This is a genomic window from Saccharothrix sp. BKS2, assembly GCF_047689505.1.
Taxonomy (GTDB): Bacteria; Actinomycetota; Actinomycetes; order Mycobacteriales; family Pseudonocardiaceae; genus Actinosynnema; species Actinosynnema lopnurensis.
Genome location: NZ_JAUQOL010000022.1, coordinates 64,291 through 78,351 on the forward strand (window position 1 = coordinate 64,291; position 14,061 = coordinate 78,351).

The following is a 14,061-nucleotide window of genomic DNA, read 5'->3' on the forward strand; positions in this document are numbered from 1 at the left end:
CGCCGAGCGGGGTTCGCCAGTCGATTCCCCCGAAAGGGGCACGCCAATTCGGGGTGGAGTGGTTAGATTCTGCCCCGAGGTCTAGTGTCCGCGGGGACCCGCCGAATCGGCGGCAATGCGATTACCGCGGATATGGGGTGTTCGGTTCGACAGGGGGAGCTCGATGTCGAGAAATTCTCGCGTGCTGGCCGCGGCCGCACTGGCGCTGGGCCTGGTGGCCGGTTCCTGCGGCACCTCCACCCCCGCGGACGCGCCGACGACGTCCCCCGGGGCGGCCGGGTTCCCGGCCACCGCCGGCTCGCTGACCCTGGACGAGCGGCCCACCCGGATCGTCGCGCTGTCGCCCTCGGCGACCGAGGTGCTGTTCGCGATCGGCGCGGGCGGGCAGGTCGAGGCGGTGGACGACAACTCCACCCACCCCGCCGAGGCGCCCCGGTCGGACCTGTCGGGCTTCCAGCCCAACGCCGAGGCCATCGCGCGGCACGAGCCGGACCTGGTCGTGATCTCCGACGACCTCAACCGGATCGTGGACCAGCTCGGCAAGCTGAAGATCCCGGTGTACCTGGCGGGTCCGGCCCGCACCCTGGACGACACCTACACCCAGATCGGCGACCTCGGCAGGCTCACCGGTCACGTCGACGAGGCGACGGACCTCGTGACGCGGATGAAGGACGACATCGCCGGGATCATCGCGGACGTGCCGCAGCGGCAGGACAAGCCGACCTACTACTACGAGCTGGACCAGACGCTGTACTCGGTGACCGGCCAGACGTTCGTCGGCAAGCTCTTCGAGCAGGTCGGGCTCGTCAACGTGGCCGACGCGGTGGACTCCGGCCAGGCCGGCACGGGTTATCCGCAGCTGTCCGCCGAGTTCGTGATCAAGGCCGATCCGGACCTGATCTTCCTCGCCGACACCAAGTGCTGCCAGCAGTCCGCCGACACGGTCAAGGCCCGTCCGGGGTGGGGCGACATCACGGCGGTGCGCACGAACCGCATCGTGGCCCTGGACGACGACATCGCCTCGCGGTGGGGCCCGCGCGTGGTGGAGCTGGTCCGGACGGTCGCGGACGCGGCGGGCGAGGTCGGATGAGGGGCCGCTCGTGGTGAAGCCGGTCGACGGCGGCGGACCCGCGAAGCAGGCGTCCGACCCGGTGGCGCTGAGGCTCCCGCGACTGCGGCCGGTGTGGCTGGTGATCGGCCTGCTGGCCGTGCTCGCCGCGCTGGTGCTGGGGGTGAGCACCGGGCCGGTCGCCCTTCCCCTGCCCGGCGTGGCCAAGGAGCTGCTCGCCCTGCTGCCGGGCGTCGACCTGGACAGCGGGCTGTCGGAGCGGGAGCGGGCGCTGCTGGTCGAACTGCGGCTCCCCCGGGTCGTGCTGGGCCTGCTGGTCGGCGGCCTGCTGGCCCTGGCCGGCGCCTGCTACCAGGGCGTGTTCCGCAACCCCCTGGCCGATCCGCACCTCCTCGGCGTGGCGGCGGGCGCGGGCCTCGGGGTCACCGCGGTGATCACGCTGCGGCGCGGCGCGGGCGGCAGCGCCACGGCGGCGCTGCCGCTGGCCACCCCGCTGGCCGCGTTCGTCGGCGCGGTCGCCGCCGTGGCCCTGACCTACGCGCTCGCGACGGGCGGTGGCGACCGCTCGCCCGCCACCCTGATCCTGGCGGGCGTCGCGGTGTCCGCCTTCCTGTCCGCCGGCCAGACGTTCCTGATGCAGCGCGACGCCGACGCCATCCGCGAGATCTACTCGTGGCTGCTGGGCAGGCTCGGCACCGCGGGCTGGCGCGACGTCCTGCTGGTGCTGCCCTACGCGGTCGTGACCGCGGTGGTCGTGCTGGCGCACCGGCGGGACCTGGACGTGCTGGCGGTGGGCGACGCGGAAGCGGCGGGGCTGGGGCTGGACCCGCAGCGCACGCGGTACGTGCTGACGGCCGCGGCGTCGCTGGGCACGGCGGCGGCGGTGTCGGTCTCCGGGCTGATCGGGTTCGTCGGCATCATCGTGCCGCACACCGTGCGGCTGCTCGCGGGCGCCAGCCACCGCACCATCCTGCCCGTCTCGATGCTGGTGGGCGGCGCGTTCCTGGTGCTGGCCGACCTGGTGGCGCGCACCGCCGCCGCGCCCGCGGAGATCCCGATCGGCGTCGTCACCGCGTTCCTGGGCGCGCCGTTCTTCGTGCTGGTGCTGCGCACCGGGGCCAGGACGCGGCTGTGACCACCCCCGAGCCCGTGGTCACCGCCCGCGACCTCCAGGTGGAGCTGGGCGGCAACCGCATCCTGCACGGGGTGGACCTGACCGTCGCCGCCGGCGAGTGGGTGGCGGTCATCGGGCCCAACGGCGCGGGCAAGTCGACCCTGCTCAACGCGGTCAGCGGCCTGGTGCCCGCGACCGGCGCCGTGCGGCTGTTCGGCCGGGACGTGCGGCGGATGCGGCACCGCGAACGGGCACGCGTCCTGGCCTCGGTCGCCCAGTCGCCGGTCGTGCCGGCGGGCATCACGGTCTCGGACTACGTGCTGCTCGGCCGCACGCCGTACCTGCCCCGGTTGGGCCGGGAGTCGACCGCGGACCTCGACGTGGTGCGGGAGGTGCTGGTGCGGCTGGAGCTGCTGGAGTTCGCCGACCGCACCCTGCGGACGTTGTCCGGGGGCGAGCTGCAACGGGTGTTCCTGGGCCGGGCCCTCGCCCAGGAGACCCGGCTCCTGCTGCTGGACGAGCCGACCAGCGCGCTGGACATCGGCCACCAGCAGGACGTGCTCGACCTCGTGGACGCGTTGCGCCGCGACCGCGCGCTGACCGTGCTGACGACCATGCACGACCTGTCGATCACCGGCGCGTACGCCGACCGGGTCGTCCTGCTGGCCGGTGGACGGGTGGTCGCCAGCGGCACCCCGCGCGAGGTGATCACCGAGGACGTGCTCGCCACCCACTACGAGGCGCGGGTCCGGGTGGTCGACGTCGACGACCGACCGGTGGTCGTGCCGATCCGGAAGCGCTGAGGTGGAGGAGGTCGCCGTGGCACACCGGACCCGTGACGGCTCGCCGCCGCGGCGCTCCCCCGCGACGATTCCCGGCCGGCGGACCACCACCGCCACCGTCCACATCGGACCCGGGCGCCGTCGTGGCGCCCCGGTCCCCGCCACGCGCACCGTCCGCGCCTCGACGGCTGCCCGCACGACGACGACAGACACCGGCAACGAACCCAGGAGGACATGATGGCGTTGACCCCGCAAGCGGAACTCGTCTGGCAGGGCCGGATCCACCTCGGCGACGAGCCGGGCATCCACGGCGACGCCAACTACAGCGGCCTCTCCGTCGAGCTGCCCCTCACCCTGGAGAAGACCGACCAGTCCGCCCCGGACGCGACGACGATCGTCGTGCGCACCAGGGACGTGCAGACGTTCCAGGGCTACCCGGGGCACCTCATCACCGTCGCCGCCTACGTGCCCGACCCCGCCGAGCCGAACCACGCCGACCGCGTCGTGCTGGCCAGTGAGCGGCTCACCAGCGCCGACGACAACCTGAAGGAGGTGGAGGTCGACCTCTCCGGCCTGGCGTTCCCCGCCTACCTCGGGGTCCGGGTCCAGGTCGACACGGACGTGCCGCCCGGTCTGTACGACGACTTCCTGCTGGTGCGGCTGGGCAACTCGTCCGACAACTTCGCCTTCGTCGCGTCCTTCGGCTTCCGCCTGTGACCGCGACCCGCTCGGCGGCGGGTCCCGGCACCGGCACGTGCGCCCGGTCGGCTACCCGGTCGGCCGCCCGCTCGGCCGCCTGAGCGCCCACCTGCGGTCGCCGTGCCCTGCGGCGAAGCCGATGCGGCCCTCTCACGGAGAGGACCCAGGTGGCGGGTCGGCCGTCCGCGCGGTGGTCGCGCGGACGGCCATGGCCTGGCGCAGCAGCCCGGCCGCGAGGCAGGCGCCAACGCCCTCGCCGCTCGGATGCGCAGGTCAAGCAGCGGTTCACGACCCAGTTCCACGAGGACCAGCCGGTGGCCGGGTTCCCGACTCCGGTGACCCGCGACCAGGCCGGCCGCCGCGGCGGGTTCGAGCCGGACGGCGACCAGGGCGGCGACCGAGGTCGCCAACCCGTCCGTCCAGCACGACCACCGCGCCCACGCCCGACGCGCCGAGCACCACACCGGTGAGCACCGCGAACTCGGGGCCGCCGAGCGCGGCGAGCACGGCGAGCGGGTCCCGCCGGCCGGTGTCGCGAACCCGGCGGAGCGCGTCGCGCACGACCACGAGCTTGCGATCGAGCACGGCGCTGTCCGCGCCCGAGCCCGGACCCACGACGTCCGCCGGTTCCGCGCCGAGCAACCCACCCGCCAGGGCGGCGGCCACGGTCGTGTTGCCGACGCCGACCTCGCCGAGCACGACCAGGCCCCGGCCGCCGACGCGCGCCCCGACGGTCCGGCCGGCGTCGAGCAGCAGCCCTGTGTCCCGGTCCGACATGGCGTTCGCCGCGACGAGGTCACCCCTGGCGTCGCGGCAGGTCACCCGGTCGACGCCGGCGACCGGCCGACCGGTCACGCCCGCGTCGACGAGCTCCACGTCGAGCCCCGCCGTCCTGGCGGCCGCCACCCCCATCGCCTCTCCCGCCGCGGCCGCCCGCAGCACCTCCCTCGTCACGCTGCCCGGGTAGGCGGACACGCCGTGCGCGCCGACCGGGTGATCGGCCGCCACCAGGACCAGCGTGCCCCCGTCGAGGTCGGTGCGCCCGAGCGCGACCGCCCGGTCCAGCGCGCGGTCCAGCGCGCCGAGCGAACCGGGGGTGGTCAGCAGCACGTCCGCCCGGTCCCGGGCGCCGACCACCGACGCCTGGTCCGGCGCGTGCGGGCGGGACCGCGGCGGGGCCGGTTCGCCGGCGGTCGGCCAGTGCTCCTCGACGACCACCTGCTCCAGCGGGAGCCCGCGCGACCAGCCGGCGCGTTGCAGCCCGGGTTCCGGGGCCCGCTCGTCCGGCCAGCCGAGGCACAACCAGCCGAGGGTCACGACGCCGTCCGGCAGGCCGACCAGCCCGGCCGGCTCGTCGGGCTCGAACAGCGTCACCCAGCCGACCCCGAGCCCCTCGGCACGCGCGGCCGGCCACAGGTTCTCGATGGCGCACGCACAGCTCCACAGGTCCGCGTCGACGAACGTCGCACGACCGAGCACGCCCTGCGGTGCGGCCCGGCGGTCGCAGCAGACCACGATGCCGAGGGGCGCCTCCCGGATGCCCTCCAGTTGCAGGTCCAGCAGCCGACGGGCGGCGTCGGGGTCCATCGCCTCGGCCTGCCGCAGCCGCTGCCGGTCGGCCATGAGCGCCGCACGTCCCGCCGCGCGCCGAGCACCGCGTACAGGGCCTCCCGCCGCGCTCGCGGGAACGCCCAGCCGGCGGGGTCACCGGAGCGCGCCGCCGCGGTGGTCACGTCACCGATCAGCGGGACCGGGCGTTCCCAGGCCACTCGTCCACCCCGTGATCGGCGCGGCGCCGCCGCCGAGCGCGGATCGTCACGACCCACCGGATCCGGTCGAACGGCGCGACGACGGCGGAACGGCCCGCGCGCCGAGCACCCGCTCCCCCTCACCCGGCTGTTCACCCCGGGGTGCGGGGAATTGTCCGGGTGAGGTCCCGGGAACCGACCGGGACTCGACGGGCAGCGTCCGCAACAGCGCTTTCGCCCGGCTCGTGATCGCGTCGTCCACGCCGTACACGGCGATCATCCGGAGGGCCCGTCGGGCATCGGGGTTGCCGGCCTCGGCCGCGGCGATGACCTCGTGGTCGCGGGCCGCGTCCGGGCTGGGGTCGTAATCGGCGGGGGTGAGCGGGAGTCGGCGCCAGTAGTACGAGAGCGGATCACCCCGCCCACCGTTCGGCCAGGTGCGGTAGACGTCGTCCCAGGTCTTCCCGTCGTCGAACTCGAGGCTGCCGGGGCAGACCGGGTCGCCCACCGGCTGGTAGCGGCAGTCCACCGAGAGCCTCAACCGGGGACCCTCGTTGGCGCTGCCGCTGTGCACCGTGAAGACGGTGAAGATGATCACGTCCCCCGGGTCCAGGCGCCCGGTGTGGACGGTGGAGGTGTCGGTGTCGGCCTCCCAGCCGACCATCGCGTCGTTGCTGAGCCGCATCGGGAGCAGCCCCGCGCGGTGCGAACCGGGCAGCACGGTCAACGCCCCGGTCCCCGGCTCGACCGGCGCCAGCGGGGTCCAGGCGGCGAGCGTCCGCTTCGAGCCCTGGATGCCGGGGTAGTCCTGGTGCCAGCCCGTCTCGGGGGGCGTCGTGCCGCACCTCGGGTGCACCACCCGCAGCACCTTGCGGGGGTGGACCAGGACCGGCTCGCCGAACAGCGCGCCCAGCAGGGTGAGCAGCGCCGGGGTGTGCATCAGGGCGTGGAGGTCGCGGTTGCGCCACATCCGGTCGTGCAGGGCGACGTAGTCGGGGTCCGGCCACCAGGTGGTCGCGCGCGGGTTCGCCAGGGGCGGTTCCGCGCCGTCCGGGGGCAGGAGCCAGCCCGCCTCCCGCGCCAGCGCGAGGACGTGGTCGCGGACCGCGGCGACGTCCGACTCCGGCAGCAGGCCGCGCACGTGGAGATAACCGTCCTCGGCGAGCCGGTCGGCCAGCGCGCGCGCGTCGTCGCGCAACGCGGTGGAATCCGTGAACGGGAATACCCCCATCGCAGCCTCCCCTGCGTGCGACGCAACTCGTGGAGCCCGGACGGAGCAGCTTGGTTTTTATCGCACGTGGAATATCTGTCCGCCCCCCTCAGAACGGTACTACTCACCCCGGGCGGAGTGGTAGAGATAACCGGGTTCCCTCGAACACCCGCGAGTCGGCATTCGATCATTGGGGGTGCGCCGCATGTCGGACACAGGACCGGGAACCGTCGACGGGTTACCGGGGAAAGCGGTCCACGAATTCGCGGTGACGCCCCCGGTGGTGCACAGCCACGCGAGCACGTGGCACGACGGCGGGATCGCGCTGTTGACCGCGGAGGGCGAGATCGTCGCCCTGGCCTCGGAACGGGTGGGCGAGCGCTACAAACACCACTGGAACTCGGGGCTGGCTTATCACCACCTCCGCGGCATCGACCGGTACAGCCGATCTTTCGGCGGCGACGACGACCACTACATCGACAACTCGGTGGGGTTGGTGCCCTGCGACCACCACCTGTACCACGCCGCCAGCACGTTCTTCGGGTCCGGCTACGACGAGGCCGCGGTGCTGGTGCTGGACGGGCAGGGCGAGTCGGACGGGCACCTGGCGACCACGTCCATCTGGCACGGCGTCGGACCGGACCTGCGCCTGGTCGAGGAGCTCAACCCGTCCTCGGGTCCGTTCGCCGCGGAGTCGATCGGCCACTTCTACACCGCCGTCGGGGCGCTCGCGGGCATGCGGGAGCTCTACGCCGAGGGCAAGACGATGGCGCTGGCGGCCTACGGTCGGCCGTCCCCGCTGCTGGACCTCCTGCGGGAGCACGCCGGGACGCTGCCGGACGGCACGTACCGCGTGGCCCCGGGCTTCGTCCGGGCCGTGCTGGCCAACACCCTCGGCCGGCAGTTCTTCGGGTGGGGGTCCGCGACGCCGGAGGACCAGGCGCTGTGGGACGGGTTCGTGGCGGCGCGCGGCGCTCCGCCGGGGAATGCCCGGCACGCGGTGACGCAGGCGGACATGGACACCGCCTACGCCGGCCAGGTGATCCTGGAGGAGATCGTGCTGGGCCTGGCGGAGCGGGCGCGCCGCCTGACCGGGTCCACCCGGCTCTGCCTGGCGGGCGGGGTGGCGCTGAACTGCGTGGTGAACGGGCGGGTCGCCCGGCAGTCGGTGTTCGACCAGGTGTTCGTGGTACCCGCGCCGGGGGACGACGGCCAGGCGATCGGCAAGGTGCTGCTGGAGGTCAAGCGGCGTAGGCTGCCGGTGGACACGACCATGCGCACGGCGTACTACGGGCCGCGGTACCCGACGTCGATGGTCGACCGGGCGTTGGACGCGGTGCGGTCGCGGGTGTGGTCCGCCCGCCTCGACCAGGACGGCCTGCTCGCCGAGGTCGTCGACCGGCTCGAACGCGGGGAGGTCGTCGGCTGGTACCGGGGGCGCTCGGAACTCGGCCCGCGGGCGTTGGGGCACCGCAGCATCCTGGCGGACCCGCGGCGGCCCGAGGTTCGCGACCACGTCAACTCGGTCATCAAGGAGCGCGAGTGGTTCCGTCCGTTGGCCCCGGTGGTGGTCGAGGAACGCGCGCACGAGTTCTTCGAACTGGACCGACCCAGCCCGCTGATGACGTTCGCGGTCCCGGTCCGCCCCGCCGCGCGCGCCGTGATCCCGGCCGTGACCCACGTCGACGGCACGGCCCGCGTCCAGACCGTGAGCGCGGAGCAGGACGAGGTCTGCCACCGGCTGCTGTGCCGCTTCGCGGACCGGACGGGCGTTCCGGTGCTGCTCAACACGTCCTTCAACCGGCGCGACGAGCCGCTGGTCGAGACCCCGGCCGACGCGGTGGCGGCGTTCCTCGCGATGCCGCTGGACGCGCTCGTCCTGGAGGACCACCTGGTGACGAAACAGCATCCCCCGGTCCGGTGACGTGGTCGCGGCCCGCCGGTCGCGGACCGGGGCCGCGGTGAGCGGACGACCCGACCGACCGGCGTGGCGGGTGCTGCTCGACCACGTCCGTCCCTTCCGGACGAACCTGCTGCTCGGCGGGCTGCTCAGCGCGGGCACCGCGGCGACCGGTCTGGCGCTGCCCCTGGTCGTGCGGGACCTGATCACCGGGCTGGCGGAGGGGGGCGTCGTCACCGGCCTGCTGGTGCTCATGAGCGTGCTGGTGCTCGCGCACGCGGCGATCGGCGCGGTCGGCGCGTACCTGCTGGAGCGCACCGCCGAGTCGGTGGTGCTGGCCGCCCGGCAGCGGTTGGTGTCGCGGCTGCTGTGGCTGCGGATCCCCACCCTGGACGACACCGAACCGGGTGACCTGATGTCGCGGGTCAGCGCCGACACCACGCTGCTGCGCGAGGTGAGCACCCGCTCGGTGGTCTACGGGGTCACGGGGGTGCTGACGCTCCTGGCCACGATGACCATGATGGCGTTGTTGGACCCGGTGCTGCTCGTCGTGGTCCTGGCCGTGCTCTGCGTGGCGCAGGTGGTCCTCGGCGTGGTCGTGCCGCGCATCGCGCGCGCCGCGGAGGACACGCAGGAATCGGTCGGCGCGATGAGCGCGGCGATGGAGCGCGCGCTGGGGAACCTGCGCACCATCAAGGCGTCCGGCGCCGAGGAGCGCGAACGCGATCGGCTGCACGACTCGGCGGTGCGGGCGTGGCGGGGCGGGGTGCGGGCCGCCAAGTGGCACGCGGTGGCGGGCAGCACCGGCGGGCTGGCGCTGCAGCTGTCGTTCATCATGGTGCTCGCCTTCGGGGGCGCCCGCGTCGTCTCCGGCGACATCGACGTCGGCACGCTGATCGCGTTCCTGCTCTACCTGTACTACCTGATGCCACCGCTGAGGGAACTGACGCACGTGGCCGGTCAGTACCAGGTCGCCGCCGCGGCGATCGCCCGCATCCAGGAGGTCGAGGCCCTCCCCACCGAACCGCACGCCCCACCCGCCGCGTCACCGCGCGTCGCGTCACCGCCCGCCGCGACCTCACCGGCCGCAGTCACCTTCGAACAGGTGCGGTTCAGGTACCGCCCGGACCTCCCCGAGGTGCACCACGACGTGACCTTCGAGGTGCCGGCAGGCGGCATGACCGCCTTCGTTGGCCCGTCCGGAGCGGGCAAGACCACCGTGTTCTCCCTGCTCGAACGGTTCTACGAACCCGACTCCGGACGAATCCTGCTCGACGGGGAGGACCTGGCGGACCAGCCGCTCGCCGACCTGCGCGCCGCGATCGGCTACGTCGAGCAGGACGCCCCGGTCCTGTCGGGCACCCTGCGCGAGAACCTGCTCGTCGGCGCGCCGCACACCGGCCGGGCACAGCTCGCGGAGGTGCTGACCACCACCCGGCTCGACGCCGTGGTGGCCCGCCTGCCCGACGGGCTGGACACGGCGGTCGGACACCGCGGCGTCAAGCTCTCCGGCGGCGAGCGCCAACGCGTGGCCATCGCCCGCGCCCTGCTGCGCCGACCCCGGCTGCTGCTGCTCGACGAGGTCACCTCCCAGCTCGACGCGGTCAACGAGGCCGCGCTGCGGGACACCATCGCCGACGTCGCCGGCACCACCACCGTGCTCGTCGTGGCCCACCGGCTGTCCACGGTCACCACGGCCGACCGGATCATCGTGATGGACACCGGCCGCGTCCGCGCCGTCGGCACCCACCCGCACCTCGTCGCCACGGACCGCGTCTACGCCGAACTGGCCGCCACCCAGCTCATCGGCACCGGGTAGGCGCCTCGACCGCGCGCCGCGCGAGCACCCCCGCCACGGGCCACCGACCGGGCAGCCGTCACCGGGGCCGACCGCACCGCGCCGTTCACCCCTAGGGGTCGGGAGGTCGCCGGTCTCAGGGGTGCGGCCGGATGTGGCGGGTGGGCGGTCGGCCCTAGGGTCCTCGTGTGCCACTCATAGAGACCACCGCGCTGGGAATGCGCTACGACGACAAGGTGACCGCCCTGACGGACCTGACGTTGGACGTCGAGGCGGGCGTCGTCGGCCTGGTCGGGGTCAACGGGGCGGGGAAGACCACGCTGATCAAGCTCGCGCTGGGGCTGCTCACGCCGACCAGCGGGCGGATCCGCGTGCTCGGCCTCGACCCGATCGCGGACGGGGAGCAGGTCCGGGCGAAGGTCGGCTACATGCCCGAGCACGACTGCCTGCCGCCCGACATGATCGCCGCGGAGTTCGTCACGCACATGGCGCGGGTCAGCGGCCTGCCCGCCGCGGCGGCGCGGGAGCGGGCGTCGGAGACGTTGCGGCACGTGGGGCTCTACGAGGAGCGCTACCGCCGGATCGGGGGGTACTCGACCGGCATGAAGCAGCGGGTCAAGCTCGCCCAGGCGCTGGTCCACGACCCCGAGCTGCTGCTCCTCGACGAACCCACCAACGGGCTCGACCCGGCGGGCAGGCGGGCGATGCTCGACCTGGTGCACCGCATCGGCACCGAGTTCGGCATCTCGGTGGTGGTCTGCTCCCACCTGCTCGGCGAGATCGAGCGGATCTGCACGTCGCTGGTCGCCATCGACGCGGGCACCCTCCTGCGCTCGGCGACGCTGTCGTCGATGACCGAGCACAACGACCTGCTCGTCGTCGAGATCGACGAGGGCGCCGAGCGGCTGGCCACCGCGCTCACCGCCGGAGGTCTGGACGTGCGCCGCGCGAACCGCGTGCTGACCGTCCGCCTCGGCCAGGACGACGGCGCGGTGTACGACCTCATCCGGGACGCCGTCGCGGACCTCGACCTCGGGCTGCACCGGCTCGAACGCCAGCGGTACCAGGTCGCCGACCTGTTCCGCGACCGCCCGGCCGAGGAGGTGTCCCGTGTCTGAGCCCGGCGTCATCCACGACATCGGCTACCAGCGCTACACCGGCCCGAGGCTCGGTTCCGGCTACTCGGCCCGCGCGCTCTACGCCCACGGTGTCCGCAGCGCTTACGGCCTCGGCCGCAGCCCGTGGGCGAAGGTGCTGCCGATCGGGCTGATCGGCCTGGCCGGCCTCGCCTCGCTGATCATCGTGATCATCAACAGCCAGCTGCCCCAGCCGGTCCTCGACTACGTCGGCATCGCCTCCACCTTCACCTTCGCCGCGGCGGTGTTCGTCGCCGTGGTCGCGCCCGAACTGGTGTCCGTGGACCTGCGCACGAACCTGCTCCAGCTGTACCTGTCCCGCCCGCTGGGCCGGGCGAGCTACGCGCTGGCCAAGCTCGCCGCGCTGGCCACCGCGACGTTCCTGCTGTTCGCGGCACCCATGCTGATCATGTTCATCGGCATGGCCTTCAACACCGACGACGGCTTCGCGGGGGTGCTCGACGAGTTCGGCGGGCTGCTCGTCGGCCTCGTCGCCGCGGTCGTCCACGCCTCGCTGCTGGCGGCGCTGGGACTGCCGATCGCGTCGCTGTCGGGACGCCGGGTGTTCGCCACCGGCATGATCATCGCGGTCTTCCTGCTCACCGCCCCGATCTCGGCCGTCCTGGGCGAGCTGAACCCCGGGGCGATCGGCGGGCTCGCCGGGCTGCTCGACCCGAACAGCCTGCTCAACGGCGTGGACCAGTGGCTGTTCGGAGCCGATGTCAGGCTCGTCCCGATCGACTCGTTCGGACCGGTGTACGGCCTGGTCACGGTCGCGCTGGTCGCGCTCGGCACGACGGCCGCGGTGTGGCGGTACAAGGGGGCGAAGTCGTGAACACCATCGAACTCGCGGGTGTCTCCCGCTGGTACGGCAACGTGGTCGCGGTCAACGACGTGACGTTGTCGATCGGCCCCGGCCTGACCGGCCTGCTCGGCCCCAACGGCGCGGGCAAGACCACCGTCCTGCACCTGATGGCGGGCCTGCTGGCCCCGTCGCAGGGCGAGGTCGTGATCGGCGGTGAGCCCGCGTGGGCCAACCCCGCCGTGTACCGCAAGCTCGGCCTGGTGACCGAGCGCGAGAGCGTGCCGGGGTTCCTCACCGCGTGGGAGTTCGTCCTGGCCGGCGCCAAGCTGCACAAGCTCCCCGACCCGGAGGCAGCCGCCCGCGCCGCGCTGGACGTCGTGGACCTGCGAGACGCGCAGGACCGCCGGATCTCCACCTACTCCAAGGGGATGCGCCAGCGGAGCCGGGTCGCCGCGGCGCTGGTGCACGACCCGGACGTGCTGCTGCTGGACGAGCCGTTCAACGGCATGGACCCCCGGCAGCGGATGCACATGATGGAGCTGCTCGACGGCATGGCCGGGCAGGGGCGGACCATCGTGTTCAGCTCCCACATCCTGGAGGAGGTCGAGCAGCTCTCCGGCACCGTGCAGGTGATCGTGGCGGGCAGGCTCGCCGCCTCCGGCGACTACCGGCACATCCGGCGGTTGATGACCACCCGCCCGCACGTGTTCACCATCGCCTCCTCCGACGACCGCCTCCTCGCGACGGCGCTGATGGGCGAACCGTCGGTCTCCGGGGTGAGCATCGCCGAGGCGGGGCTGCAGGTGCACACCAGCGACTACGGCACCTTCACCCGCGTCCTGGCCAAGCTGGCCAGGGAGCGGGGCATCCGGCTGACCACGATCCTGCCTTCGGACGAGTCCCTCGAGAAGGTCTTCTCCTACCTGGTGACCACATGAACCCGACGATCATCGGCCTCACGGCGAGGGCGCTCCTCGGCCGCAGGCGCGTGCTGCTGCTGCTCCCCATGCCGATCGTCCTGATCGGGCTGACCCTGCTGGGCGTCGCCGGCGAGGACGAGTACGTCACCCCGTCCGACTGGGGCCCGCTGGTCTTCTCCAACCTCGGGCTCGCGGTCGTCCTGCCGCTCACCGCGTTGATCGTCGGCAGCAGCGTGCTCGGCCTGGAGATCGACGACGGCACCATCACCCACCTGATCACCAAGCCGCTGCCGCGCTCGGAGATCGTCCTGTCCAAGCTCCTGGTGGCCTGGCTGGTGACCACGGCGGCCACCGCCGTGCCGCTGGCCGTCGCGGCCGTGATCGCGGGCTCCGGCACGTTGGCGGTCGGCCTGGTCGTCGGCACCGCCCTCGGCGCGTTGGCCTACGGCGCCCTGTTCCTCTGCCTGAGCGTGATGACCAAGCGCCCGGTCGCGGTCGGCCTCGTCTACATCGTGCTGTGGGAGAACCTGCTGGTGTCGTTCGTCGACGGCGCGCGCGTGTTCAGCATCCGCCAGCACGCGACGGCCGTCGCGGACGCGATCGGCAACACCCCGCTGATCTCCTCGACGATGTCGGTGCCGACCGCGTTGATCACGGCGTCGGTGTTCGTGGTGGTGGGCGTGGTCGGCGCCACCCGACGGCTGCGGTCGTTCGCGTTGACGGGCGAGGCGAACTAGGGTCGTCACCCGCCGCACCGGCCCGACCTGGCGGCAGTTCCCCACCACCCGAACCGAGGCGTCATCGCGGCGGACTTCCTCCACCTCGACACCCGACTGGTTCGGCCACGAGGCACCAGCTCACGCCGCACCCCACCGCTTTG

The 14,061-nt window shown here is 73.4% G+C and carries 12 protein-coding genes; 9 read left to right on the forward strand and 3 right to left on the reverse strand.

Annotated features, from left to right (window positions below; genetic code table 11):
- The first annotated feature begins 163 nt into the window (after nt 1-163).
- The 3 genes from Q5530_RS34390 to Q5530_RS34400 are packed head-to-tail and all read left to right on the forward strand — an operon-like array spanning nt 164 to nt 2,986.
- A complete protein-coding gene (locus Q5530_RS34390) occupies nt 164-1,090 on the forward strand; it encodes an ABC transporter substrate-binding protein (RefSeq protein ID WP_415366993.1) in 927 nt (308 codons plus the stop codon).
- Nucleotides 1,091-1,103: 13 nt separating this feature from the next.
- Nucleotides 1,104-2,204 carry a FecCD family ABC transporter permease gene (locus Q5530_RS34395; RefSeq protein ID WP_415367037.1) on the forward strand — a complete coding sequence of 367 codons (1,101 nt, stop codon included), beginning with the start codon at nt 1,104-1,106 and terminating at the stop codon, nt 2,202-2,204.
- Nucleotides 2,201-2,986: an ABC transporter ATP-binding protein gene (locus Q5530_RS34400; protein WP_415366994.1), complete on the forward strand. Its 786-nt coding sequence runs from the start codon at nt 2,201-2,203 to the stop codon at nt 2,984-2,986. The genes Q5530_RS34395 and Q5530_RS34400 overlap by 4 nt, the downstream gene beginning before the upstream one ends.
- Before the next feature lie 566 nt (nt 2,987-3,552).
- Here the strand turns inward: Q5530_RS34400 and Q5530_RS34405 are convergent.
- The 3 genes from Q5530_RS34405 to Q5530_RS34415 all read right to left on the reverse strand — a co-directional run bounded on the left by Q5530_RS34405 (nt 3,553) and on the right by Q5530_RS34415 (nt 6,643).
- Nucleotides 3,553-4,053, reverse strand: coding sequence for a nicotinate-nucleotide--dimethylbenzimidazole phosphoribosyltransferase (locus Q5530_RS34405; RefSeq protein WP_415367038.1), 501 nt, complete (start codon nt 4,051-4,053; stop codon nt 3,553-3,555).
- Nucleotides 3,950-5,287, reverse strand: coding sequence for a nicotinate-nucleotide--dimethylbenzimidazole phosphoribosyltransferase (locus Q5530_RS34410; protein WP_415366996.1), 1,338 nt, complete (start codon nt 5,285-5,287; stop codon nt 3,950-3,952). Before Q5530_RS34410 ends, Q5530_RS34405 begins: the two co-directional genes overlap by 104 nt.
- Before the next feature lie 192 nt (nt 5,288-5,479).
- A complete protein-coding gene (locus tag Q5530_RS34415; RefSeq protein WP_415366997.1) occupies nt 5,480-6,643 on the reverse strand; it encodes a phytanoyl-CoA dioxygenase family protein in 1,164 nt (387 codons plus the stop codon).
- 247 nt (nt 6,644-6,890) lie between these two features.
- On the opposite strand from Q5530_RS34415, the gene Q5530_RS34420 reads away from it, so the two are divergent.
- The 6 genes from Q5530_RS34420 (at nt 6,891) to Q5530_RS34445 (ending at nt 13,918) form a co-directional block, all read left to right on the forward strand.
- Nucleotides 6,891-8,546: a carbamoyltransferase gene (locus Q5530_RS34420; RefSeq protein WP_415366998.1), complete on the forward strand. Its 1,656-nt coding sequence runs from the start codon at nt 6,891-6,893 to the stop codon at nt 8,544-8,546.
- 37 nt (nt 8,547-8,583) lie between these two features.
- Nucleotides 8,584-10,341, forward strand: coding sequence for an ABC transporter ATP-binding protein (locus Q5530_RS34425; protein ID WP_415367000.1), 1,758 nt, complete (start codon nt 8,584-8,586; stop codon nt 10,339-10,341).
- Between the two features lie 167 nt (nt 10,342-10,508).
- A complete protein-coding gene (locus tag Q5530_RS34430; RefSeq protein WP_415367001.1) occupies nt 10,509-11,438 on the forward strand; it encodes an ABC transporter ATP-binding protein in 930 nt (309 codons plus the stop codon).
- The gene (locus tag Q5530_RS34435) at nt 11,431-12,291 is read left to right on the forward strand and encodes a hypothetical protein (protein ID WP_415367003.1); all 861 of its coding nucleotides are present in this window, start codon (nt 11,431-11,433) and stop codon (nt 12,289-12,291) included. The genes Q5530_RS34430 and Q5530_RS34435 overlap by 8 nt, the downstream gene beginning before the upstream one ends.
- Nucleotides 12,288-13,199, forward strand: coding sequence for an ABC transporter ATP-binding protein (locus Q5530_RS34440; RefSeq protein ID WP_415367004.1), 912 nt, complete (start codon nt 12,288-12,290; stop codon nt 13,197-13,199). The genes Q5530_RS34435 and Q5530_RS34440 overlap by 4 nt, the downstream gene beginning before the upstream one ends.
- A complete protein-coding gene (locus Q5530_RS34445; RefSeq protein ID WP_415367005.1) occupies nt 13,196-13,918 on the forward strand; it encodes an ABC transporter permease in 723 nt (240 codons plus the stop codon). Before Q5530_RS34440 ends, Q5530_RS34445 begins: the two co-directional genes overlap by 4 nt.
- Nucleotides 13,919-14,061 lie beyond the last annotated feature (143 nt).

What these genes read in the sequence shown, in the direction of transcription:
- Q5530_RS34390 (WP_415366993.1), top strand. Translation starts at nt 164, where the DNA reads ATGTCGAGAAATTCTCGCGTGCTGGCCGCGGCCGCACTGGCGCTGGGC.
- Q5530_RS34410 (WP_415366996.1), bottom strand. Translation starts at nt 5,287, where the DNA reads ATGGCCGACCGGCAGCGGCTGCGGCAGGCCGAGGCGATGGACCCCGAC.
- Q5530_RS34415 (WP_415366997.1), bottom strand. Translation starts at nt 6,643, where the DNA reads ATGGGGGTATTCCCGTTCACGGATTCCACCGCGTTGCGCGACGACGCG.
- Q5530_RS34445 (WP_415367005.1), top strand. Translation starts at nt 13,196, where the DNA reads ATGAACCCGACGATCATCGGCCTCACGGCGAGGGCGCTCCTCGGCCGC.